This window comes from Nocardia sp. NPDC004582 (genome assembly GCF_053602115.1).
Window position 1 is genome coordinate 82,052 of sequence record NZ_JBSGCY010000006.1, and the last position, 22,310, is coordinate 104,361.

The window sequence follows — 22,310 nt, forward strand, 5'->3', positions numbered from 1 at the left end:
GGCCCGTTCACCGTGTGCCCTGGCCGACCAGCGCGGCGACGGCATCGACTGTGGTCTTGTCCACGAACGCCGGGCCGGTCTGCACCGGATGCCCGCCGCCCACGGTATTGAGGTTCGACTTGTACAGCTTCAGCATGACCACGGGCAGATAGCCCTGCTCGTACTGCTGCTGATCCACCGCGAACAGCAGGTTTCCGGCCCGGATCGCGTTCACCACATCGGAATTCAGGTCGAACGTGGCCACCGTGGTGGCCGCCGAGGACTCCTTCACCGCGTCCACCGCGCGGGCGGCGATCTGCGAATTCAGCGTCAGGACCGCGTCGATGGAGCGGTCGGCTTCGAGCGCGCCCTTGATCCGCGACTGCACATCGGTCGGATTGTTGATGTCGACCTGCAATGTGGTGGCCGACCCGAAGCCCTGGATCGCGCCCGCGCATCGCTCATTGGCCCCGACATTGCCCGCCTCGTGAATCACGCACAGCATCTTGTGTTTTCCGGCGTCGGCCAGCCGCTTGCCCGCGGCCTCACCGGCCTGACGCTCGCTCTGACCGACATGGCCGATGGCCCCGAACCGCGTGCTCTCGGCCTCCCCGGAGTTGATGGTCACCACGGGGATGCCCGCGGCCACCGCCTTCTCCACCGAGGGCCGCAGCGCGTCCGGATTGGCCATGGACACCACCAGCCCGTCGACGCCCTGCGCGACGGCATTGTCGATGAGCTTGGCCTGCTGGGTCGGATCGCCCGCCGAGTTGTACTCGACCCGGATGCCGAGATCCTTCCCGGCGGCCTCCGCGCCGTTCTTCACCACGTTCCAGAAGGCGTCGCCGGGCGAGCCGTGCGTCACCACCGCCACCGATCGCACGGTGCCGACCGTGACGGGAGCCGCGCCGGGACCGGTGGCGTCCGAGCCGGGGCCGCTACAGGCGGCGAGCACGGCCGCCGCGGCCAGCCACGGCACCAGACGCGGCCGGCGGGGGCGGCGCGGACGGGAGAATGCGGACATCGTCGTCGTCACCTCCCCACTAGATCCGAGCCGAGGCGAGACCGGCGGCGATCTCGGCCAGGTGTCGCAGACTTTCCCGGGCGGCCGCGGTCGGGACCTCTGCGGTCTCGCCGGGACGCAGCGCGGTGTCCTGCTCGATCACGTACCAGCCGCGATAGCCGCCGGCGTGCGCCGCGCGGACCAGGGCGGCGATATCGACATCGCCCGCGCCGAGCGGAACATAGAGCCCGCGCCGCACGGCCTCGCTGTATTCGACTGTGCCGCCGCGTACTTCGGCGGCCAGCGCCGCGCGGACGTCCTTGAGGTGAATATGCCCGATGCGATCGGGGTGGCGACGGGCCAGCTCGACCGGGTCGGTGCCACCGATGAGCAGGTGCCCGGTGTCGAGGCAGAGGTCCAGATCGGAGTCGGCGAGGAAGCGTTCCACCTCGGCGGCCGTCTCGACGTGTGTGCCCACATGCGGGTGCAGCACCGGGCGCAGGCCGTGTTCGGCGACGATGTCCCCGGCGGTGGCCGCGGTCTCGAGCAGGGTGCGCCATTCGCGATCGCCGAGGGGTGTGCGGGCGTCGTAGCCGTGTTCCCCGGTCGCCGCGGCCAGCACCAGCACCTCGGCTCCGGCGGCCGCGAACCGTGCGGCGGCGGTGCGCGCGACGTCCAGCGCACGGCTCGGTTCGCGATGCAGGGTGAGGGCGAGGAAGCCGCCGATCGGCGCAATACCGTAGTCGCGCAGGGTCTTCCGTAGTTCGAGCGGATCCTCGGGCAGGTATCCGGGCGGCCCGAATTCGGTGGCGGACAGGCCGAGGCCCGACATCTGCGCCAGGACGGTGTCCGGATCGAGGACATGGCCCCAGCCGGGGACCTCGCAGACGCCCCAGGAGATCGGCGCGGCGGCGATTCGTAATGGACGCAAGGGATGGAGCGGTTCGGTCATCGGCACTTCCCAGACCCGTCGTTGGCCATCAAGAGGCTCGCTATTGGAGCGCTCCAACAATGTAACCCGGCTCACTCGGGTGTCAAGGTCCCGACATGCGCCCAAAAGTAGCGATCGAGCTCGGAAAACACTGCCTTGCAGGGGGAATCACCACACCGGACGGTGACTGAAAAGTCCGATTAGAGCGCTCCATTGCCCCGGTACGCGGCCACGAGGTAGCGTGCGTCGCATGACCCGACCCACCATGGAGGATGTCGCCGCCCGCGCCGGCGTCTCCCGGGCCCTGGTGTCCCTGGTCATGCGCAACTCCCCCAAGGTCAGCGCGCACCGCCGCGACGCGGTGCTGGCGGCCGCGGCCGAGCTCGGCTACCAACCGCACGCCATGGCCCGCTCGCTGGCCAGCCGTACCTCCAACCTCGTCGGGGTCATGGTTTCGGACCTGCGCAATCCCTTCTTCGCCGACGTGGTCGAGGGCATGGACCAGGCCGCGCAGGAGGACGGGCTCGAGCTCATCCTCAATACCGGCCGCCGCAGCGCGCCCCGCGAGCGCGCCGCCCTGGAGAGCCTGCTGGCCTTCCGCCCGGGCGGGGTCATCCTGCTGTCACCGGTATTGCCCGCCGCCGCCATTCGCGACGCCGCAGCGCGCTGCCCGGTGGTGCTGGTCTCACGCACCTCGACCAGCAGCGCGGTCGACACCGTCAACGACGACGGCGAACTCGGCGCCGGGCTGGCCGTGGATCACCTGGTGGCACTGGGACATCGGCGCATCGTGCACCTCGACGGCGGGGCGGCCTTCGCGGCCCCGCCGCGTCGCAAGGGCTACACCGCCGCCATGGCCCGCTACGGCCTCGAACCCATGGTGATCCCGAGCGAGCACACCGACGCGGCCGGCGCGGCCGCGGTCCGCAAACTGCTGAACATCTTCTCCCCCAGTACCTTTCCCACTGCCCTGGTGTGCGGCAACGATTTCAACGCCGTGGGCGCGGCCGCCGCGCTGGAGGCGGCGGGTCTGCGGGTACCCGACGATGTCTCGATCGTCGGCTACGACAACACCTCGCTCGCGGCGCTGCGGCACGTCGCGCTCACCACCATCGACCAGCCGCGCAACCGCATCGGGCGGCTGGCCGTCGCGGCGCTGACCGAACGCCTGCGCGAGGGCCGCACCGACCCGCTGCGCCAGCGCCTCGAGCCGTCCCTGGTCATCCGCTCGACCACCGCACCACCCCGAGACTGATCCGCACCGCGACTGACAGGAGCTCCGCCATGTCCCCGATCACCGTGGGCCTCGCCGGCACCGGCCGCATCGGAACCTCCCATGCCGAGACCCTCGCGACGCTGCCGGGCGTGGCCCGGGTCATCGTCACCGACGCCGACGCCGAGCGCGCCCGCAGCACCGCCGACAAACTCGGCCTGGAGTACGCGTCCGATATCGACGCGCTGTTCGAGGCCGGGATCGACGGCCTGGTCGTCGCCACGGCCACCGACTCGCATCCGGCCCTGATCACCGCCGCCGTCGACCGCGATATCCCGGTCTTCTGCGAAAAGCCCATCGCCGCCGACATTCTGGGCACACTGCGGGTGGTCGAGCACCTCGAGCGTTCCGAGGTCCCGGTCCAGATCGGCTTCCAGCGGCGCTTCGACGCCGGCTACCGCGCCGCCCGCGCCGCCATCGCGGCCGGGGATCTGGGCTGGATCCACACCCTGCGGGCCACCACCCTGGACCCCGCGCCCCCGCCCGCGGACTACATTCCGCGCTCGGGCGGGCTGTTCCGCGATTGCGGCGTCCACGATTTCGACATCATCCGCTGGGTCAGCGGGCGCGAGGTGGTGGAGGTCTATGCCACCGGCGCGAATCGCGGGGAGTCGTTCTTCGCCGCGTCCGGCGATGTCGACACCGCGGCGGTGGTGCTGCGCCTCGACGACGGCTGCCTGGCCACCGTCTCGCTGAGCCGCTACAACGGCGCGGGCTACGACGTGCGGCTGGAGGTGCTCGGCTCGACCGGCAACGCCATCGTCGGCCTCGACGAGCGCGCCCCGCTGCGTTCGGTGGAACCCGGCCACCCGCCCACGGCGCTGCCGGTCTACCCGGGCTTCATGGACCGCTTCCACGGCGCCTACGCCGAGGAGCTCGCCACCTTCGTCGGCGTGGTCGACGGGCAGCTGCCCAACCCGTGCCCGCCCGCGGACGCCCTGGAGGCGTTCTACATCGCCGAGGCCTGCGAACTGTCCCGGCACCAGGGCAGACCGGTCCGGCTGGCCGACATTCGCCGCTGACCGAACCCCGCCGCGGAAACTCCGGCTACCGCCCGGCGGCATCCCCGTATAACTTCTTTGTTTGCCCGGTGAGAACAGCGGGACCACCGAGCGAGAGTTATTGGGATGAACGGCAATTCGATACCACCCGGCTATGATCCGCACGACGAGCTGTGGACCCAGGAAACCATGGTCTTCGAGGCCGTGTCCGACGACGCCGATCAGCCCCCCGGTGGCCGCCCCGGCGGCCTCGCGGGCCTGCTGGGCGGCTCGCCCGCCACGCGGTACGCGATCATCGGGCTGACCGCGACCATCGCGGTGTCCCTGGTGGCCATCGTGATTCTGCTCGTCTCCGGGAACAGCGGCTGGGACGCCGCACCGAACGCCACGAAAGACCCGGCCCCGACACGGATCCTGGTCACGACCTCGGCACGGCCCACCACGACCACCGCGGCCCAGGAGGTCGACGTCACGACCGCGCCCGAGCGGACCACGACCACGACCACGAGCTCGACCACGACCACGACGACGACCACCACCAGCGTCAGTCCGGTGATCGGCATCCAGATGCCCTGCGAGCAGGTCGGCTCGACCGCCACCACCTCCGACGGCACCGTCCTGACCTGCGACGCGACCGGCGGCGCGAGCCCGCACTGGCTGCCCATCACCCGGCCCGCGCTCGGATCCCCGTGCAACGTGGGCGAAGCGGGCAGCTTCGGCTACACCAGCGGCGGCAGCCAGCTGGTCTGCACCCGCCGCCCCGGCGGCGGCTCGACCCCGTCGTACGTGTGGGACAGCCCCGGCACCCTGACCAGCGGCAAGCACGAGCCCGGCCAGGTCTGCAATCTCAAGAAGGACGGCATCGCCCAGTCCTCGAGCGGCCGCGCCGTGTACTGCCTGCCCGCCGACAACACCAACAGTCCGATCGGGGTGTGGAAGCAGGTGTACTGACCGCGCTCAGCTCACCAGCAAACCGACGGCGAGCCCGGTCATCACGAGCGCGATCAGCGAGTCCAGCACCCGCCACGCCTTGGGCTTCGCGAAGACCGGGGCCAGCAGGCGCGCGCCGAAACCCAGCGACAGGAACCAGATCAGACTGCCCGCGATGGCTCCCGCGGTCAGGAACCAGCGGTCCGGGGTGGCGTAGGTATTGGCGAAGGAGCCCAGCAGCACCACCGTGTCCAGGTAGGCGTGCGGGTTGAGCCAGGTGACGGCCAGGCAGGTGGCGATGGCCGCGCCCAGCGCGATCGGGGCGCCGCCGCCGGCGGACAGCGCCGACGCGGACAGCGCGCGCTTGGCGGCCAGCGCCGCGTAGCCGAGCAGGAACGCCGCGCCCGCGTACTTCGCGACGGTCATGACCATCGGCACGGAGTTCACGATCGCGCCGAAGCCCGCGACGCCGAGCGTCATGAGCACCACATCGGAGCCGATGCACACCGCGACCACCGGCAGGACGTGTTCGCCGCGGATGCCCTGACGCAGCACGAAGGCGTTCTGCGCCCCGATCGCCATGATGAGGGAGAGTCCGAAGCCGAGTCCCGAGATGGCCGCCAGGGCCGCCGATGATGCGTTCACCCTTCTGAAAGTAGGCAACCGTCCAGCACCAGGCCAGCTAAAGATTCTGAGGTGCCATTAGAATCGCTTACCGTGGATCTGCAGCTCGACCAACTGCGCGCCCTCGACGCCGTGATCGCGGAGGGCACCTTCGACGCGGCCGCCCGCAAACTCAGTGTCACACCCTCGGCAATCAGCCAGCGCATCAAGGCGCTCGAGGACGCGGCGGGCCGCATCCTGGTGCAACGCACCAAACCGGTGCAGCCCACCGAATCCGGGCTGGCCGTGCTGCGCCTGGCCCGGCAGATCCAGTTGCTCACCGGCGACACCGCCCGCGAACTCGGCGAGGCGCATCAGCCCGCCGATCGCCCGGTGGTCATTCCCATCGCCGTGAACGCCGATTCACTGCACACCTGGGTGGTGGCCGCGCTCGGCCGGGCCAACGCGCTCCAGCCCGGCGCCGCCGGACTCTCGTTCGAGATCCACCGCGAGGACGAGGAGCACACCACCCGCCTGCTGCGCGACGGCACGGTGATGGCGGCCATCACCTCCACCGCCGCCCCCGTCCAGGGCTGCACGGTGCGCCGATTGGGCGCCATGCGGTATCGCCCGATGGCCCATCCCGAGTTCGCCCGCACCTGGTTTCCCGACGGCGCGAATGCGAAGTCGTTCGCACACGCGCCCGTGGTGCTCTTCGATCGCAAGGACGATCTGCAGTTCCGGCTGGTGCGCCACTACACTCGCAAGCCGGTGGATCCACCGCGTCATTACATTCCGTCCTCGGCCGCGTTCAACGACGCCGTGCTCGCCGGACTGGGGTGGGGCATGATCCCCGACCTGATGATTCGTCCCGAGGACGGCCTGGTTCCGCTGGACGACAAGGTTTTCGTGGACGTGCCGCTGTACTGGCAGCAATGGCGGCTGGATTCACCCGCCCTGACAGTCGTCGCCGCGACCATAGCCGAGGCCGCGGAGCGATCACTGCTGTGATAGGACACCGTTCTCGTGATCGGACACAAGGGGATTCATTGTGCGTGACCCGGGGTAATAGATGACGTGGGCGGAACCGGATGCAATAGTCGAAGGCATTGCGTTTAGCCAGGAAGGAATTTCGTTGTCCCAAATTGTGCGCGGCGTTGTCGCTCGCTCCAAGAACGCGCCCGTCGAAGTCACCGAGATCGTCATCCCGGACCCGGGTCCCGGCGAGGCCGTGGTCCGGGTGCAGGCGTGCGGCGTCTGCCACACCGACCTGCACTACCGTGAGGGCGGTATCAACGATGAATTCCCGTTCCTGCTAGGGCACGAAGCCGCCGGCATCGTGGAATCGGTGGGCGAGGGCGTCACCGATGTGGAGCCCGGCGATTTCGTCATCCTGAATTGGCGCGCGGTCTGCGGTTCGTGCCGCGCGTGCCGGAAGGGCAAGCCCCAGTACTGTTTCGACACCTTCAATGCCGCCCAGCCGATGACGCTGACCGACGGCACCCCGCTCACCCCGGCCCTGGGCATCGGCGCGTTCGCCGAGAAGACCCTGGTGCACGCCGGGCAGTGCACGAAGGTGGATCCGAGCGTGTCCCCGGCCGCGGCGGGCCTGCTGGGCTGCGGCGTCATGGCCGGCCTGGGCGCGGCCATCAACACCGGCGGGGTGAGCCGCGGTGATTCGGTCGCGGTCATCGGCTGCGGCGGTGTCGGCAATGCCGCCATCGCCGGCGCCAAGCTGGCGGGCGCGACCACCATCGTCGCGGTCGACCTCGACGAGCGGAAGCTGGAGTGGGCCACCGGTTTCGGCGCCACCCACACCGTCAATGCCGCCAAAGAGGATGCGGTGGAACGGGTTCAGGAACTCACCGACGGTTTCGGCGCGGATGTCGTGATCGACGCCGTGGGCCGCCCGGAGACCTGGAAGCAGGCGTTCTACGCGCGCGACCTGGCGGGCACCGTGGTGCTGGTCGGGGTGCCGACCCCGGATATGACGCTGGAGATGCCGCTCATCGACTTCTTCTCGCGCGGTGGGTCCTTGAAGTCCTCGTGGTACGGCGACTGCCTGCCCTCACGCGACTTCCCGTACCTGATCGAGCTCTACAAGCAGGGCCGTCTGGACCTGGACGGGTTCGTCTCGGAGACCATCGCGCTCGACGAGGTCGAGGCCGCGTTCACCAAGATGCATCACGGTGACGTGCTGCGCTCGGTGGTGGTGTTCTGATGGCGCACATCGACCACGCGGTGACCGTCGGCACCTTCTCCCTCGACGGCGAGACCTTCGACGTCGACAACAATGTGTGGGTGGTGGGCGACGATCTGGAGTGTGTCGTCATCGACGCCCCGCACAATGTCGAGGCCATTCTCGACGTGATCGGCACCCGCGCCGTGCAGGCCATCCTGGTCACCCACGCGCACGACGACCACGTCCGGGTCGCGCCCGAATTGGCCAGGGCCACCGGCGCTCCGATCCTCATGCACCCCGCGGACCAGGTGCTGTGGCAGCAGACCCACCCGCAGGTCAGCCCCGACGGCGAGCTGGCGGACAAGCAGATCATCGCGGTCGGCGGCACCGAGCTGCACGTGCTGCACACGCCGGGCCACGCGCCGGGCTCGGTCTGCTTCTACTCCCCCGATCTGGGTGCGGTGTTCACCGGTGACACGCTGTTCCACGGCGGTCCGGGTGCGACGGGCCGGTCGTTCTCCGATTTCGGCACCATCGTGGAGTCGATCGCGGACCGGCTGCTGACCCTGCCGCCGGAGACCCTGGTGCACACCGGCCACGGCGAATCCACCACCATCGGCGCGGAACTCCCGCAGCTGGAGGAGTGGCGCGCCCGAGTCGGCTGATCCCGCGGCCGTGGTCCGGTCCGGTCACCGCGCAGACCGGACCGGACCACGGCCGGAGCCCCTAATCCGCCCCCCAATGCGGCGGATCGGTTCGCGTTCCCAGGATTTTCCGGGCGAATCCGCGCCTAAAGTTGTCCATGAGAAAACTGACAGCCGCTCTGGCGCTGACCTCCATTCCCCTGCTCGCGGTGGGCTGTTCGGTGTCCACCGGCTCCTCCTCCGTGAGCAAGAGCGATGTCCAGGCCAAGGCCTCGAGCTTCTACAAGGACAAGTCGCACGAGGACGCGAAGTCGGTGAGCTGCGATGGGAGCCTGGCCGCCAAGGTCGACGCCACCCAGACCTGCACCGCCACCGCCGCCGACGGCCAGAACTGGGTGATCGACACCAAGGTCACCAAGGTCGACGGCAGCGACGTCTACTACGACCTGACCTTCGCCGACGCCTATGTCGCCCCCGACGATGTCGCCGGCACGATCGCCGACACCTACCGCCAGAAGTTCGGCATGTCCCCGCAGTCCTCCACCTGCAACGGCCTGCTACGCGGGGCCACGGGTGCGTCCATCCGCTGCGTGGTGACCGAGAACGACGGCACCCGCTGGGGTTTCACCGCCAAGACCACGAATGTGGAAGGCACCAAGGTCAACTACGACATGATCGTCGACGACCAGCCGCTGCCGTGAGCCCTGGAGCTATCGGCACGTGTACAGGGTCGCGTCCGCGAGTTCGGCTACCACGTCCGAGAGATCGCCGCGAGCGCGAAAGGCGTTGAGCTGCCGCCGGGCTCCGTTGCCCCGCGACAGCACCGCGGCGATCGTGTCGGTGACGAAGGGGAGGTCGCCGAGTTGTTCGAGGGCGGGCCGGACGAGGGCGACGAGGTGGTCCAGTAGTTCGGCTACCGGGATCGGGCGGCTGTCGACCGGATCGATCACGGTGCCGTCCAGGCCTTCGTGCGCGGCGCGCCAATACGCCGCGCGCAGTGCGGCTTCCGCGACCGGGGGCCGGGGTTCGGCGGTGCGGGCGGTCATGGCGGCGGCGCGGACCAGGGTCGCCAGCAGCGCGGATTCCTCGACGGTGGCGGGGACGTCGCTGACTCGCACCTCGACCGTCGGGAACGTGGAGGAGGGGCGGACGTCCCAGTAGATCATCTTGCGGTCCAGGATCACCCCGAGCGCGAGCATGGATTCCACCGCCGCGTCGTATTCCGCGACCGACCCGAAGTACGGGGGTGGACCGGCGCTGGGCCAGCGCCGCCACAGGATATTGCGCCAACTGGCATAGCCGGTTTCGCAGCCGCGGTAGATGGCGGAATTGGCGGTCAGCGCCAGCAGCACCGGCAGCCAGGGTCGCAGGAAGTTGCTCACCCGCAGGGCCTCGATCCGGTCGGGGACGGCGACGTGCACGTGGCAGCCGCACAGACCCTGTTCGCGGGCGAGCCGGCCGAATCGCTCGGCGATGCGGGTGTAGCGCGGGGTGCTGGTGATCGCGAGCTCCTCGGGGACCGTCGGCGGCACCGCGGCGGCCAGCAACAGCGCGTCGTTCTTCTCCGCGCAGGCGGCCGCGCCGCGGCGCAACTCCCGCAGCTCCCGGAGCAGGTCGCCGGTGCTGGTGTGCACGCGGGTGCTGGTCTCGACCTGGCAGCGCATGATTTCCAGTTGCAGGTCCATGCCGAGGTCCGCCGCGGTCCGGGCGACGTCGGCGTTCCTGCCGACGGGCGCGCCGGTGCGCGGATCCACGAGGAGGAACTCCTCTTCGACTCCGACCGTAGGCGGGGCTTCCACATCGGCGGGATACCTCCCCAGCGCGACTCCACACCTGCCGGAGCGGTCTCTCCGGCTCGGCCCGCACGCCGCCTGCGGGTCGTCAGCGGCCGGATCACCCGGATTGTCGGTGGGTGGGGTCACACTGTCGCCATGGCATACGACGAGGAGCTGGCCGACCGGATCCGCGACGCGCTCGGGCCCGAAGTGGCCCACGTGGTCGAGAAGAAGATGTTCGGCGGCCTGGCGTTTCTGGTGGGCGGCAATATGGCGGTCGCAGCCAGTGGCAAGGGCGGACTGCTGGTGCGCGCCGATCCGGACACCGCCGGGGACCTGCTGCGGGCGGGCGCGGTCGAGCCGATGGAGATGGGCGGCAAGAAGATGACCGGGTGGCTACGCGTCACCGCCGAGACGGTCACCGATGACGACGCGCTCGACGAGTGGGTGCGCCTCGGGGTCGGCTACGCCAAGACGCTGCCACCCAAGTAGCCACCGGGGCAAATACTGTGCCGCGCAACACAGCGCGAACGCCGATGTGTCCGGACTCACCCAATCATGAGCTGCTGCAATGGTTTCGCCGCAGCTTGTCATGTCGACTTTACACCGCACCACAGCGCGGAAACCTGTGTCGCGCACCGTGGTGAACATGAGGCAAACCGAGATACATGCACTGGCATGCGAAGTCTGTGGTCGCCTGCCCCATCCCACCCGCACCCGGCTGGCCCTGGCCAAGCTCGCCGCGGTGTTCCCGGTCGAACTGGCCCTGCACGCCCTGGTCATCCATCTCGAGCTGCCGTACCTGGCGACGGTGGCGATTCTGGCGGTGACCGCGACCATCCTGGTCATCTGGGTGGTCGAACCGGGGGCGATGCGGTACCTGAGCCGCTGGCTGCACGCCCCGGAACTGCGGCACCGGCACCGCCTCGACAGCGCCGAGCGGCTCTGGCGGATTCGCGTGCGTCTCGACAACAAGCCCGGCCGATTGGAGCTGCTGGCCAAGCAGCTCGCCGACCGGCGGGCCAATATCCTCGCCATGCACGTGCACCATCTGGAGAACGGCGTGCTCGACGAACTGGTGGTGTCCACCCCGGCGGAGGTGTTGCCGCAGCGCCTGACCCACGCGGTCGCCAAGGCGGGCGGGGTGGCGATCGGCATCTGGCCCGCGTCGGCGCTGACCCTGGTCGACGGTCAGACCCGGGCGCTGGGCCTGGCCGGGCGGGTGGCCGCCGATCCGGGCGAGCTGCCGCTGGCCATCGCGGAACTGCTGGGCGCGCAATATCTTCCGGATCCCGATCCGGCCCGCGCGCCCGGCGGCACGCTGCTCGAGATCGAGGCGCGACCCGACCGCGCGTCCATGACCTTCCTGCGCACCGGGGAACCCTTCACGCCCGCCGAGGTGGCCCGTGCGCATCGGCTCATCGATCTCGCGGTGGTCGCGACCCGTCACCCGTGACCCGCCCCGCCTGCGGATCCCCCTCGCGCGAAGGGGCTTTCGGCGGCGGCGCACCCACCCCTTGATCACTGTCCCAGACAGAACTACCCTGGAGTGATGGGCGCAGCGCGGCTTTCGGCTCCGGATCACGAGGTGGTGGTGATCGGTGCGGGCCCGGGCGGGATCGCCGCGGGGGTCGAACTGACGCGGGCGGGGGTGCGCGACTTCGCGATCCTGGAGCGCGCCGACGAGGTCGGCGGCAGCTGGCACGAAAACCATTATCCGGGACTGGAAGTCGACATCCCGTCGGTGGCCTACCAGTACTCGTTCGCGCGAAACCCCGACTGGAGCAGGCTGTTCGCCTCGGGCGCGGAGGTGCGACGGTATCACCAGGCGGTGGCCCGCCGCTTCGGGCTGTACCCGCACGTGCGGTTCGGCACCGAGGTGGCCGCCGAGGAGTGGGACGAGGACCGGCACCGCTGGACCCTGCGGCTCGCCGACGGCGGCGTGCTGTCCGCGCGGTTCGTCATCAGCGCGGTCGGCGCGTTCATCAGTCCCAAACTGGATCCCGGGATTCCGGGACTGGCCGACTACCGCGGCCGGATCCAGCGGCCCTCGGACTGGGACGACGGCTACGACCTGACCGGACGGCGCGTCGCGATCATCGGCACCGGCGCGAGCTCGGTGCAGATCACCCCCGCCATCGCCGGCGAGGTGGGCAGCCTCGCGGTCTTCCAGCGCACGCCGGTCTGGTGCCTGCCCAAACCGAATCCGCGGATTCCGCGCGCGGTCCGGCTGGCCCTGCGCGTCCCGGGCGTGCAGGCGGGGGTGCACGGTGCGGCGCTGGTGGCGGTCGACGCCGCGCTGCGGACCATGTCCAGCGCACCGCTGCCCATGGTCCGGCCCGCGCTGCGCGCCATCGACGCCACCGCCATCCGCGGCTACCGCGGCCTGTTGCGACTCATGGTGCGGGACCCGGAGATTCGCGAACGCCTGGCCCCGGACTACGGCCCGATCGCCAAACGCCCGACGCTCAACACCGGCTATCTGCTGGCCTTCAACCGCGACAATGTCGACCTGGTGACCACACCGATCGAACGGTTCACCGCGGCGGGCCTGCGCACCACCGACGGCGTCGAGCGCGAGTTCGACATGATCGTGCTGGCCACCGGCTATCACGTCTTCTCCGATCCGGAGACCTACACGCCCGGCCTGGTGGTGGGCCGCGACGGCCTGGATCTGGGCAAATACTTCACCGAGCACGGCCTGCAGGCCTACGAGAGCGTCGCGCTGCCCGGCCTGCCCAATCGCTGGACCCTGGTCGGCCCGTATTCCTGGACCGGCAGCGGCTGGCACGCGTTCGTGGAGATGACCGCGGCCCACGCGGTGCGCGCCATTGCCGAGGCGCGCCGGCGCGGCGCGACCTGTGCGGTCGTGCGCCAGGACGCGCACGACGCCTATCACCGCCGCATCTACCGCCACGGCGCGGCCATGCGCTACTACCTGTCCGAACTGAACGCGCACGTCCCGACCTACTACCGCAATTCGCAGGGCGACTCGACCTACATCCGGCCCACCGGGTTCTTCTCGGCGCGCCGGGCGCATCGTCGATTCCCGTTCTCGGACTACGCCTTCGACCGTCTGCCCGCCTGACCGTTCCGCTTCCGAGGATCCCGAGCCCATGATCGAACTGCCGAAATCGGTCCGGATCGCGCTCGGCGCGGCCGGATACGGCATCAGCGACCGCCGGCTCGCGCCGGCGGTCACGGGTTCGGTGATCCTGGTGACCGGGGCGTCCTCGGGCGTCGGGCGCGCGACCGCGCTGCGGCTGGCAGCCAATGGCGCGACCGTGCTCGCGGTGGCCCGCCGGGCGGCCCGGCTCGAGGAGTTGCGCACCGAGACAGCGGATTTCCCGGGCCGGGTGCACGTCTATCCGGCCGATCTGTCCGACACCGATGCCGGTGCGGCGCTGATCGAGCGGGTGCTCGCCGAACACGGGCGCGTGGACGTGTTCGTCAACAACGCGGGCAAGTCGATTCGCCGCTGGCTCTCCGATTCGCTGGACCGCTGGGACAATATCGACGACACCGCGCGGATCAATTTCCTCGGCCCCGCGCGGCTGGTCATGAGCCTGCTGCCGTCCATGCGCGCCCGGGGGCAGGGCCATATCGTGAACATCAGCACCGCCGGCGTGCACGGCCCCGGCGTGGGCTGGACCGCGTATATCGCCTCCAAGTCGGCGTTCAACTCCTGGATGCGCGGCGCCGCACCGGAATTGCGGGCCGACGGCATCGACGTCACCACGGTGCACCTGCAATTGGTGCGCTCGGAGATGCTGGGCCCCTACCGGATCTACCGCTACACCCCGAGCATGTCGACCGAGGAGGCGGCGAGCCTGGTGTGCCGGGCGATCGTGGACCGCCCCTTGGCGATTCGGCCGTGGTGGGAGCGGGTGAGCGCACCGCTGTCCTACGCGCTGGACAGTTCCCCCGCGGCGCAACGGATGCTGACGTGGTACGCGAAGGCCGGGAACTGGAACAACCGCCCGGTGGATTGGGCCGGGCCGCTCGGCCGCCTGGAGCGCGCGGTGAAGCTGCTCGACGACGCGGTCACGGTGGCCGGGTGGATTCCGGCCGGCGGCGTGCTCGAGCAGCTGCCGCTGTCCCGGATTCCCCAACTGGCCATGGCATTACGCGACGGTGTCGGGCTCGCCACGGCGCTGTCGCTGTTCGCGGCGCGGTTCCCGGACCGGCCCGCCATGATCGATGACGACGGCCCGATCACCGCGGCCGAGCTGGATCGGCAGGTGCGGGCGCTGGCGGCGGCGCTGCGAGCACGCTGGCGGATCGGGCGCGGGCAGCGGGTCGGGGTGTTGTGCCGCAACCATCGCGGATTCGTGCTGGCGGCGTACGCGGCCGCGCGGCTCTCGGCGGATCTGGTGCCCTTGAATTATGGCTTCGCCGGTCCGCAGATCGGTGAGGTGCTCGATCGCGAACGCGTCGAATTGCTGCTCTACGACGGCGAATTCCACGACGAGATCGAGAAGTCCGGATACGCCGGGCGGCGCGTGGTGGTCCGGGGCGCGGCCGCTGGCCTGCCGACGGTGGCGGAATTGGTGGCGGCGGGTGGACCGCCGGTGCGCGAGCCCGCGTCCGGAGGCGCGCTGATCCTGCTCACGGGCGGGACGACCGGGGTGCCCAAGGGCGCGCCGCGTACGGTCGGCGCGGGGGCGGCGGGTTCGCTGAGCCCGCGCATGCTGCTGGCCGTGGGCGATCTCGCGCGGGTCGCGCCGATCCCGCGGCTCGGCCAGCCGATGGTGGTCGCGCCGCCGCTGCATCACACCTACGGGTTCCTGGCCACCGCGGGCGCGTTCCTGCTCGGTTCGACCGTGGTGGTGCACGCGCGATTCGATGCCGCGACCCTGCTCGCCGATATCGAGCGCCACCGCGCGCAGATCGTCTGCGTGGTCCCGACCATGCTCGGCCGGGTGATGGCGTTGCCTCCCGAGGTGCGCCGCGGCCACGATCTGTCGAGCCTGCGCATGCTGGTGTGCGGGGCCGCTCCGCTGCCGCCGTGGCTGGCCACCGCGTGCCTGGACGAGTTCGGCGAGGTGCTGTTCAACGGCTACGCCTCCACCGAGACCGGCGCCGGAACCTTCGCCACGCCCGCCGATCTGCGGGCCGCGCCCGGTACCGTCGGCCGCCCGCCGACCGGGATCGTGGATATTCGCATCGTCGACCGCGACGGCCGCGAGCTGCCCGCCGGCGTCACCGGCCGGATCGTCAACAAGAACCCGGGCATGTTCCACGGCTACAGCGACGGCCGGACCAAGGAGATGGTCGGAAAGCACATGGACTCCGGCGATCTCGGGCATTTCGATGCCGAGGGCCGCTTGTTCGTGGACGGCCGCTCCGACGACATGGTCGTGTCCGGCGGTGAGAACGTCTTCCCGCAGGAGGTCGAGGAGGCGCTGCTGGCCCATCCGGCGGTGGCGGACGCGGGCGCGGTCGGGGTGCCCGACGACGACTTCGGGCAGCGGCTGGTCGCGGCCGTCGTACTCGAGCCCGGCGCCCGGGTGAACGCCCGCACCCTGCAACGGCACATCAAGACGACGCTGGCCGGGTACAAGGTGCCGCGCGATATCGTCTTCGTCCCGGAACTGCCGCGCACCACGGCGGGCAAGTTACGGCGGCAACAACTTCCGACGCTCATCAATGCACAATGGGGCGCATGACGCAGCGACAGTATGTTTCCTCCGGCGCGCGGTGGGAGCCGATCGTCGGTTATTCGCGCGCGGTCCGGGTCGGCCCCTGGATATCGGTGGCGGGGACCACGGCGGTCGGCCCGGACGGAGGCGCGGTGGGCGGTAACGATATCGCCGAGCAGACTCGTGAAGCCTTGCGCCGAATTGTGGCCGCGCTGGCCGAAGTCGGCGCGACACCCGAGAACGTCGTGCGCACCCGAATCTTCGTCACCGATATCTCGCGCTGGGAAGAGGTCGGCAAGGCGCACGGCGAAGTCTTCGCGACGATCCGCCCGGCGGCGACAATGGTCGAAGTGAGCAGCCTGATCGATCCCGCGTTGCTGGTCGAAATCGAAGCCGACGCGATCGTGCCGGAAACGGCCTGAGCGCACCGGTTCTCAGCCGCGCAGGCCCTCGATTTCGTGCCGCAGAACCTCCAGGAGTTTCTCCGGATCGTCGAATTCCGCAGGGTCGATGGGTGTTCCGAAATGGATGGTAACTGGATGGTGGCGGTTGAATCGGCGGCCCGTGCCGCCCCGGCGCATGGGTAGCACGCCGTCGGTGCCCGTGGTGGCGACCGGGAGGATCGGGACACCGGTCGCCATGGCCAGCGTCGCGACGCCCGGTTTGTACGGTTCGCGCTCGCCGGCCGGGACCAGGCGGCCCTCCGGGTAGATGATGAGCACGCCGCCGAAGCGCAGTACCTGCGCCGCGCGGCCCACCGCGGTGCGCCCGGAGTCGGGGTCGCGGCGGATCACCGGAATGTGGCCCAGCAGCCGCACCAGCTGTCCGACAACGGGCCAGGTCCACAGCTCGGCCATGGCGATGGCCACCGCGCGCCGCCGCAGCGCGCCCCACAGGAAGACCGCGTCGAGCAGGGAGATGTGATTGCTCGCGATGATCACCGGACCATGCGCGGGCACCCGGTCGCGGCCGAGCACCGTGACGTGGACGAAGCGCGACCAGGCCAGGGCGCGCAGGATCCGGCGGACGAATTGCGTTGTGAGCCAAGCCCGTTTGCCCAGCCCTCGGGGTCGTCGTGCGTCGGTGTTCATGGCTCTCCCGGATCAATGGTTGTGACAACGGTTTTCATCCTCGTTCGGTAACCGAACGGAGACCACCGCGAAACTACTCGGCCACCACCACGTATTTCGAGAAATAGCCTATGGCTATCAAGACATTTTGGGCGTAGCCTGGTGGTTGCTGTACTCACGGCAATATCACACCGAAAATTCTGCGAAGGTCGTGTGCTGCCATGGTCGGAAACTGGTGGCGTAACAGTGTTTTGATGCAGCTGCGCCGGTCCCCGGCGAGCGCCGCGGTGCTGTTCGTCGTGGCCGATGACGGGACCCCGGTCATCACATTCCCGAGACTCAATTGGGCGTGGGTGGCGATCGCTTCCGCGGCGGTTCTGATTTTCGGAATCATTGTCGCAATGTTGGTGAGCCTCGCCTATTTCGACGAGCCCACCAGCACCGTGCCGAATGCCCCGGCATCCTGTGAACCGTTCTGTATCGCACCGACACCCTAGAGTGGTCGCCTCGCCACGCCCATAAATGTTCGACTCCCCGGTCTTTCCGATCGGTACTGTCTCCAAATGCCGGAATCGTCTCCGGCGAAACGGAGTCATGACATGTGGGAGAGCGAATGAGGTTCTGGAAGGTCTCAGCCGTTTGTCTCGTCGCGGCGGTCACCGCGGTGGCCGCGGGTTGCGGAACCAAGTCGAACGACAGCTCCACCGGTTCGGACGAGGTCCGCAAGATCGCCAAGGAAGCCTACACATACGGCTTTCCGATGGTCGACATGTACCGCATCGAGAATTCGTATGTGGTGGACAAGAACAGCAGCCAATACATGGGTGGCTGGAACGAACTGCACAGTATCGCCCGGGTTTTCACCCCGGCGGACACGGCCGTGCAAACGCCCAATTCGGACACGCCGTACTCGTTCCTGGTCGCGGACCTGCGGACCGAGCCGCTGGTGCTCACCGTGCCGCCGATCGAGGAGAAGCGCTACTACTCGGTCCAGTTCATCGACAACTACACCTACGTCTATGACCTGCTCGGGAGCCGGACCACCGGGAACGGCGGCGGCACTTACCTGCTCGCCGGTCCCGGCTGGAAGGGCGACAAACCCGCCGGGGTCGACAAGGTGATCACCTCGGCGACCGACTTCTCGATGGTGCTGTACCGCACCCAGTTGTTCGATCCGGCCGATCTGGACAACGTCAAGAAGATCCAGTCGGAGTACCAGGTGAAGCCGCTGTCGGCGTTCGAGAACAAGCCGGCCCCGGCCGCCGCGCCGGCGGTCGACTTCATCACGCCGCTGACGCCGGAGCAGGAGCAGACCTCGCTCGACTTCTTCAAGGTCCTCAACTTCACGCTGAAGTACGCGCCGGTCCAGCCCGACGAGCGGGAACTGCGCGACCGATTCGCGAAGATCGGAATCGGTCCGGACGGTGATTTCGATCCCGCGAAGCTCAGTGCCGATGACCGCAAGGCGTTCCAGGACGGCATGGCCGACGCCTGGTCGGACCTGCATGCCTTCCAGAAAAACGAGCTGGAGACCGGCAAGGTGAACTCCGGTCAGCTGTTCGGGTCCGCCGAACAGCTGAAGGGGAACTACCTGTACCGCTTCGCCGGCGCGGTCATGGGCATCCTGGGTCTGCCGGGCGCCGAGGCCATGTACTTCCCGCTCACCAACGACACCACCGGCGCGAAGCTCAACGGCGCCAACAACTACACCCTCACCTTCCCCGACGGGAAACTGCCGCCGGTGAAGGCGTTCTGGTCGGTGACCATGTACAAGCTGCCGGAGATCCTGCTGGTGGAGAATCCGATCAACCGCTACCTGATCAATTCGCCGATGCTGCCGAACCTGGTACGCAACCCGGACGGCGGCATCACCCTCTACCTCCAGCAGACCTCGCCGGGCGCGGACAAGGAAGCCAACTGGCTCCCCACTCCGCCCGGTGATTTCGAGATGATCCTGCGGACCTACTGGCCCGAGCAGGCCATCTCCGACGGCAGCTGGACCCCGCCGAAGGTGACCAAGGCCTAGTTCTGGTCGTTCGAGTGACGGCGGTGGCCGGGCGAGGACTCGATCTCGAGCCGCGCCCGGCCACCGCCGTTCCCGTCACAGTGACCATCCGCGGGCGGATACTGCGCTTATAAGCGTGTACGACATCCGCCATGTAGCAGGACCGATCGACGGGGGTGAGCTGCGATGACACCGAGTACCGGGCCCTCAACGCCGTGCTGCGGCGCCGCGGCCGGGTGCATCAGAGCACCCCGAACCTGACCACCCGCGCCGAACTGGTCAAGTACTTCGCGCCGAGCGCGGGCCGCTTCCGCGCGCCGCTGAAGACGACCCTCATCGCGGGCATGGACGTCAAGGCCGACCGCACCACCGCGCGGGCCGCCATGGCGTCGGCGTGGATCGCGAATACCGTTGGCGGAGCACGCTTCCGGTGGCAGCATCTGCCGTGCCGTTCGAGGTGTACGCCGACGGAGTGGATCTGGTGGTGTTCGAGGAGTTCGGGTCCGGCAGCGCCGCACTCGATATCCGGGACGCCCTGCGGCGCGGTGAGCTGCTCGCCGACGGGGTTGCGGCGCATGGTCAATCGCAATGACCGGGCGGTGGCGGCCACCGTGGTCGGTGGCCGCGTCGTCTACGAATACGGTGAATTCGCACCGGGTTTCGGCACCACCCTGCACGCGGGCAGCTTCCTGACCGCGCACGGGTGAGGGCTACACGAGTGCCGGGGTGCGCCCGCGGGCGCGGTACTCCTGCGGTGGGCAGCCCTGCCAGCGCCGGAAGGCGCGGATGAAGGAGGCGGCCTCGGCGTAGCCCAGACGCGCCGCCACCTGTTCGGTGGTCATGTCGGTGCGGTCCAGTAGTTCCTCCGAAAGGGTTTGGCGCACTTCGTCGAGCAGGGCACGGAACGAGGTGCCCTCCTCGTTGAGCCGCCGCGACAGGGTGCGCGGGCTGACGAACAGCCCGGCGGCCACGGCCGACTGATCGGGGATCACGCCCGGATCGCGGATCAGCACCCCGCGCACCACGGCCGCGAATCCGGAGCGGACGTAGCGGCGCGCGAGCAGTTCCTGGCACATCTGCTCGCAGGTGCTGCGGGCCTGTTCGGTCGGTTGCGGTAGGACCACGTCCAGGAACGAGGAGTCGAAGGCGAGTTCGTCGACGCTGGTTCCGAAGAGCGGCTCCACCCCGAAAACCGACCGGTAACGGCTGGTATCGAGGGGTGCGGCGTGCCGGAAACTGACGCGGCGGACCGGGACGTTCACCGAGTACAGCTCGCGGCCGATCATCTGGATTCCGGTCAGCACCCGTTCGGCCAGGAAGGCGCGCACGTCGTCCGGGACGTCGCGGTCGTCGAACCGCAGACGCCCCTCGCCGTCCACTTCCTCGAAGGTCACCTGCCCGAACGTGAACACCAGCTCGACGTATCCCGGCGCCACCACGATCGCGTCCCGCAGGGTCCGGCTGGCCAGCAGGGCCAGACCCCAGGGTCCCGACAGCGATACCGGATATCGCGTCCCCGCCTCCACGCCGAGCCCCGGTTCCCGGCCGAACCGCGCGAGCAGATTCCGCACCACCGCGAGTTCTTGCCGCGCCGTCACTTCCGCGGTGTGATCCATCACCGCTTCGGGCGCCAGATCGACCCCGGCGAGGCACTCCCCCATCGGCATCCCTCGTTCGTTGGCGAGCCGGGTCAGAATGTGCACGCCGGACGTGTGCCTGGCTAGATCCCAGTCGAGCATGTGCGCTTTGTCCTCTTCGACTACTCCCGACCCAAATGTCTGTTCCCCATCGGGTTGGCGAAACATATCAACGAGAGACCGCCCGGTGTGGCGCATCCGACATTTTCGATCGAGCAGCGGTGATGCGCGCGACGCGCGGAACGCGATTCGTCACGTAACAGCCGATGCGCCGGTGCGATTCATCCACAACCGGTTCGGACGACGACCAGCAATCGAGGTCTGCCCCATGAGTTCCACCGCGATCCTGCTAGTTCCCATGCTCGCGGTCCCCGCGTTCGGCGTCGGCCTCTGGCTCGGCATCCGATCAGTTACCGGCGAATGCGCGTCCGAACGCCGCCAGGCACGCTGCCGGCACACCCGATAACGTGCACGGTATGAGCAGCTCATCGACCCGCACCGTGGTCGTCACCGGCGCGTCCTCCGGCATCGGCAAAGCCACCGCCGCGGCCTTCGCGGCCCGCGGGCACAAGGTGATCGGCACCAGCCGCAACCCTGACAACCTCGCCGAGGCCGACCGCGCGCCCGGAGTCGAGTACCGCGCGCTCGACATCACCGATCTGGAGTCGATCGAACGGTTCACCGCCGAGCTCGGGGCGATCGATGTGTTGATCAACAATGCCGGGGAGAGTCAGGCGGGGCCGTTGTCCGATCTGCCGCGCGAGGCGATCGAAAGACTGTTCCAGCTCAATGTTTTCGGGGCCGTGGCGTTGACTCAGGCGGTGCTGCCGGGCATGCGTGAGCGTGGCTACGGGCGGATCGTCATGGTGGGTTCCATGCTCGGCAGCTTCCCGATGCCGTATCGGTCGTCCTATGTGGCGACCAAGGCTGCTTTGCGGGGGTTCGCTACCGCGGCTCGGTTCGAGGAGTCTCCGTTCGGAGTCTGGATCACTACCGTCGAGCCCGGGCAGATCGATACCGGGCTGAGTGAGCGCCGGACCAAGTACATCGACGAAGGGTCGCCGCACACTGCGGACTTCACCAAGTTCATGGCTCGTCTCGATGCGCAGATGAGCAAGGGCATTTCGCCGACTCAGGTGGCGGAAACCATTGTGGCGGCGGCCAGCTCGGACCGGCCTAAGCCCCTCTATGCGGTGGGTAGTAACGCGCCATTGATGTTCGCGATTCGCCGGGTGCTGCCGCGGGGTGTCATGGAGCGTGTGATTGCGGCGGCTCAAGGGCTCAAACGATAGAGAAATCAAAGACCCAAAGAAGCCAAAGACCCAAAGATAAGAGACCAAAGGACAAAAGACGCCTGGAGAAGAGAGAGGGTGGCCGAGCTTGCGAGGCCCGCTCACCTACCAGCCCCACTCAGGCTCGGCCGCGCGTCGTCCCGGGGAAGACGACGGGATAGGCGTTTTCTGTAGAGGGTGATGCGTGCAGTCCGTGGGCTGGGATCGGCGGGTGACGGCTCGTGGCTTGGCGTCAGCCCCAGTCCGGTAGGGCAGGCGAGGCGGCCACACTCTCTGTAGGTTTGCGAACGCGCTTGTGGCACGAGCATTCGTGACGCAGGCAGCCCGAAGTACCCCACCTTCG

General features: G+C 68.9%; 22 protein-coding genes. 16 read left to right on the top strand and 6 right to left on the bottom strand.

Features of this window, described 5'->3' with window-relative positions; translation table 11 throughout:
• Positions 1–7: 7 nt before the first annotated feature.
• Positions 8–1,003: a sugar ABC transporter substrate-binding protein gene (locus ACWELJ_RS03575; RefSeq protein WP_452364606.1), complete on the bottom strand. Its 996-nt coding sequence runs from the start codon at positions 1,001–1,003 to the stop codon at positions 8–10.
• Between the two features lie 19 nt (positions 1,004–1,022).
• Positions 1,023–1,934: a TIM barrel protein gene (locus ACWELJ_RS03580; RefSeq protein ID WP_452364607.1), complete on the bottom strand. Its 912-nt coding sequence runs from the start codon at positions 1,932–1,934 to the stop codon at positions 1,023–1,025.
• A gap of 229 nt (positions 1,935–2,163) precedes the next feature.
• Between ACWELJ_RS03580 and ACWELJ_RS03585 the strand changes: the two genes are divergently transcribed.
• The 3 genes from ACWELJ_RS03585 to ACWELJ_RS03595 all read left to right on the top strand — a co-directional run bounded on the left by ACWELJ_RS03585 (position 2,164) and on the right by ACWELJ_RS03595 (position 5,138).
• Complete coding sequence (locus ACWELJ_RS03585) at positions 2,164–3,168, top strand: LacI family DNA-binding transcriptional regulator (protein ID WP_452364608.1); 1,005 nt, start codon at positions 2,164–2,166, stop codon at positions 3,166–3,168.
• Between the two features lie 29 nt (positions 3,169–3,197).
• Entirely contained in the window at positions 3,198–4,208 is a 1,011-nt protein-coding gene (locus ACWELJ_RS03590; RefSeq protein ID WP_452364609.1) for a Gfo/Idh/MocA family protein, read from the top strand.
• 105 nt (positions 4,209–4,313) lie between these two features.
• Entirely contained in the window at positions 4,314–5,138 is an 825-nt protein-coding gene (locus ACWELJ_RS03595) for a hypothetical protein (RefSeq protein WP_452364610.1), read from the top strand.
• 6 nt (positions 5,139–5,144) lie between these two features.
• Here ACWELJ_RS03595 and ACWELJ_RS03600 read toward each other — a convergent pair whose 3' ends face one another.
• Positions 5,145–5,699 (bottom strand): LysE/ArgO family amino acid transporter, encoded by a 555-nt coding sequence (locus ACWELJ_RS03600; RefSeq protein ID WP_452364634.1) that lies wholly within the window; start codon positions 5,697–5,699, stop codon positions 5,145–5,147.
• 135 nt (positions 5,700–5,834) lie between these two features.
• On the opposite strand from ACWELJ_RS03600, the gene ACWELJ_RS03605 reads away from it, so the two are divergent.
• The 4 genes from ACWELJ_RS03605 to ACWELJ_RS03620 all read left to right on the top strand — a co-directional run bounded on the left by ACWELJ_RS03605 (position 5,835) and on the right by ACWELJ_RS03620 (position 9,247).
• Positions 5,835–6,731 carry a LysR family transcriptional regulator ArgP gene (locus ACWELJ_RS03605; protein WP_452364611.1) on the top strand — a complete coding sequence of 299 codons (897 nt, stop codon included), beginning with the start codon at positions 5,835–5,837 and terminating at the stop codon, positions 6,729–6,731.
• Positions 6,732–6,855: 124 nt separating this feature from the next.
• Positions 6,856–7,941, top strand: coding sequence for an S-(hydroxymethyl)mycothiol dehydrogenase (locus ACWELJ_RS03610; RefSeq protein WP_213554889.1), 1,086 nt, complete (start codon positions 6,856–6,858; stop codon positions 7,939–7,941).
• A complete protein-coding gene (locus ACWELJ_RS03615; protein ID WP_452364612.1) occupies positions 7,941–8,567 on the top strand; it encodes an MBL fold metallo-hydrolase in 627 nt (208 codons plus the stop codon). The genes ACWELJ_RS03610 and ACWELJ_RS03615 overlap by 1 nt, the downstream gene beginning before the upstream one ends.
• Positions 8,568–8,704: 137 nt before the next feature.
• Positions 8,705–9,247 (top strand): DUF4333 domain-containing protein, encoded by a 543-nt coding sequence (locus ACWELJ_RS03620; RefSeq protein WP_452364613.1) that lies wholly within the window; start codon positions 8,705–8,707, stop codon positions 9,245–9,247.
• 9 nt (positions 9,248–9,256) lie between these two features.
• Here the strand turns inward: ACWELJ_RS03620 and ACWELJ_RS03625 are convergent, their stop codons facing one another.
• A complete protein-coding gene (locus ACWELJ_RS03625) occupies positions 9,257–10,345 on the bottom strand; it encodes a carboxylate-amine ligase (RefSeq protein ID WP_452364614.1) in 1,089 nt (362 codons plus the stop codon).
• 132 nt (positions 10,346–10,477) lie between these two features.
• Here ACWELJ_RS03625 and ACWELJ_RS03630 point away from each other — a divergent pair, with 132 nt between their 5' ends.
• The 5 genes from ACWELJ_RS03630 (at position 10,478) to ACWELJ_RS03650 (ending at position 16,385) form a co-directional block, all read left to right on the top strand.
• Positions 10,478–10,813, top strand: a complete 336-nt coding sequence (locus tag ACWELJ_RS03630; protein WP_357084480.1) for a TfoX/Sxy family protein — start codon at positions 10,478–10,480, stop codon at positions 10,811–10,813.
• A gap of 157 nt (positions 10,814–10,970) precedes the next feature.
• On the top strand, positions 10,971–11,777 hold the full coding sequence (locus ACWELJ_RS03635) for an amino acid-binding protein (protein WP_452364615.1): 807 nt from the start codon (positions 10,971–10,973) through the stop codon (positions 11,775–11,777).
• A gap of 96 nt (positions 11,778–11,873) precedes the next feature.
• Complete coding sequence (locus tag ACWELJ_RS03640) at positions 11,874–13,409, top strand: flavin-containing monooxygenase (protein ID WP_452364616.1); 1,536 nt, start codon at positions 11,874–11,876, stop codon at positions 13,407–13,409.
• Positions 13,410–13,437: 28 nt separating this feature from the next.
• Positions 13,438–15,990 (top strand): SDR family NAD(P)-dependent oxidoreductase, encoded by a 2,553-nt coding sequence (locus tag ACWELJ_RS03645; protein ID WP_452364617.1) that lies wholly within the window; start codon positions 13,438–13,440, stop codon positions 15,988–15,990.
• Positions 15,978–16,385 (top strand): RidA family protein, encoded by a 408-nt coding sequence (locus tag ACWELJ_RS03650; RefSeq protein WP_452364618.1) that lies wholly within the window; start codon positions 15,978–15,980, stop codon positions 16,383–16,385. Before ACWELJ_RS03645 ends, ACWELJ_RS03650 begins: the two co-directional genes overlap by 13 nt.
• 12 nt (positions 16,386–16,397) lie before the next feature.
• On the opposite strand, the gene ACWELJ_RS03655 is transcribed toward ACWELJ_RS03650, so the two are convergent.
• On the bottom strand, positions 16,398–17,054 hold the full coding sequence (locus ACWELJ_RS03655; protein WP_452364619.1) for a lysophospholipid acyltransferase family protein: 657 nt from the start codon (positions 17,052–17,054) through the stop codon (positions 16,398–16,400).
• 233 nt (positions 17,055–17,287) lie between these two features.
• Here ACWELJ_RS03655 and ACWELJ_RS03660 point away from each other — a divergent pair, with 233 nt between their 5' ends.
• The 3 genes from ACWELJ_RS03660 (at position 17,288) to ACWELJ_RS03670 (ending at position 19,745) form a co-directional block, all read left to right on the top strand.
• Complete coding sequence (locus ACWELJ_RS03660; RefSeq protein WP_452364620.1) at positions 17,288–17,530, top strand: hypothetical protein; 243 nt, start codon at positions 17,288–17,290, stop codon at positions 17,528–17,530.
• Positions 17,531–17,646: 116 nt separating this feature from the next.
• Complete coding sequence (locus tag ACWELJ_RS03665) at positions 17,647–19,059, top strand: DUF1254 domain-containing protein (RefSeq protein ID WP_452364621.1); 1,413 nt, start codon at positions 17,647–17,649, stop codon at positions 19,057–19,059.
• Positions 19,060–19,214: 155 nt separating this feature from the next.
• Positions 19,215–19,745, top strand: coding sequence for a hypothetical protein (locus ACWELJ_RS03670; protein WP_452364622.1), 531 nt, complete (start codon positions 19,215–19,217; stop codon positions 19,743–19,745).
• A 3-nt stretch (positions 19,746–19,748) separates the two neighbouring features.
• Here the strand turns inward: ACWELJ_RS03670 and ACWELJ_RS03675 are convergent, their stop codons facing one another.
• The gene (locus ACWELJ_RS03675) at positions 19,749–20,741 is read right to left on the bottom strand and encodes an AraC family transcriptional regulator (RefSeq protein WP_452364623.1); all 993 of its coding nucleotides are present in this window, start codon (positions 20,739–20,741) and stop codon (positions 19,749–19,751) included.
• 410 nt (positions 20,742–21,151) lie between these two features.
• Between ACWELJ_RS03675 and ACWELJ_RS03680 the strand changes: the two genes are divergently transcribed.
• Positions 21,152–21,967, top strand: coding sequence for an SDR family oxidoreductase (locus tag ACWELJ_RS03680; protein WP_452364624.1), 816 nt, complete (start codon positions 21,152–21,154; stop codon positions 21,965–21,967).
• Positions 21,968–22,310 lie beyond the last annotated feature (343 nt).

Excerpts from the sequence above, each read along its gene's own strand:
- ACWELJ_RS03575 (WP_452364606.1), bottom strand. The coding sequence starts at position 1,003 with ATGTCCGCATTCTCCCGTCCGCGCCGCCCCCGCCGGCCGCGTCTGGTG.
- ACWELJ_RS03580 (WP_452364607.1), bottom strand. The coding sequence starts at position 1,934 with ATGACCGAACCGCTCCATCCCTTGCGTCCATTACGAATCGCCGCCGCG.
- ACWELJ_RS03585 (WP_452364608.1), top strand. The coding sequence starts at position 2,164 with ATGACCCGACCCACCATGGAGGATGTCGCCGCCCGCGCCGGCGTCTCC.
- ACWELJ_RS03590 (WP_452364609.1), top strand. The coding sequence starts at position 3,198 with ATGTCCCCGATCACCGTGGGCCTCGCCGGCACCGGCCGCATCGGAACC.
- ACWELJ_RS03595 (WP_452364610.1), top strand. The coding sequence starts at position 4,314 with ATGAACGGCAATTCGATACCACCCGGCTATGATCCGCACGACGAGCTG.
- ACWELJ_RS03600 (WP_452364634.1), bottom strand. The coding sequence starts at position 5,699 with ATGGCGATCGGGGCGCAGAACGCCTTCGTGCTGCGTCAGGGCATCCGC.
- ACWELJ_RS03615 (WP_452364612.1), top strand. The coding sequence starts at position 7,941 with ATGGCGCACATCGACCACGCGGTGACCGTCGGCACCTTCTCCCTCGAC.
- ACWELJ_RS03620 (WP_452364613.1), top strand. The coding sequence starts at position 8,705 with ATGAGAAAACTGACAGCCGCTCTGGCGCTGACCTCCATTCCCCTGCTC.
- ACWELJ_RS03630 (WP_357084480.1), top strand. The coding sequence starts at position 10,478 with ATGGCATACGACGAGGAGCTGGCCGACCGGATCCGCGACGCGCTCGGG.
- ACWELJ_RS03635 (WP_452364615.1), top strand. The coding sequence starts at position 10,971 with ATGAGGCAAACCGAGATACATGCACTGGCATGCGAAGTCTGTGGTCGC.
- ACWELJ_RS03640 (WP_452364616.1), top strand. The coding sequence starts at position 11,874 with ATGGGCGCAGCGCGGCTTTCGGCTCCGGATCACGAGGTGGTGGTGATC.
- ACWELJ_RS03645 (WP_452364617.1), top strand. The coding sequence starts at position 13,438 with ATGATCGAACTGCCGAAATCGGTCCGGATCGCGCTCGGCGCGGCCGGA.
- ACWELJ_RS03650 (WP_452364618.1), top strand. The coding sequence starts at position 15,978 with ATGGGGCGCATGACGCAGCGACAGTATGTTTCCTCCGGCGCGCGGTGG.
- ACWELJ_RS03655 (WP_452364619.1), bottom strand. The coding sequence starts at position 17,054 with ATGAACACCGACGCACGACGACCCCGAGGGCTGGGCAAACGGGCTTGG.
- ACWELJ_RS03660 (WP_452364620.1), top strand. The coding sequence starts at position 17,288 with ATGCAGCTGCGCCGGTCCCCGGCGAGCGCCGCGGTGCTGTTCGTCGTG.
- ACWELJ_RS03665 (WP_452364621.1), top strand. The coding sequence starts at position 17,647 with ATGAGGTTCTGGAAGGTCTCAGCCGTTTGTCTCGTCGCGGCGGTCACC.
- ACWELJ_RS03680 (WP_452364624.1), top strand. The coding sequence starts at position 21,152 with ATGAGCAGCTCATCGACCCGCACCGTGGTCGTCACCGGCGCGTCCTCC.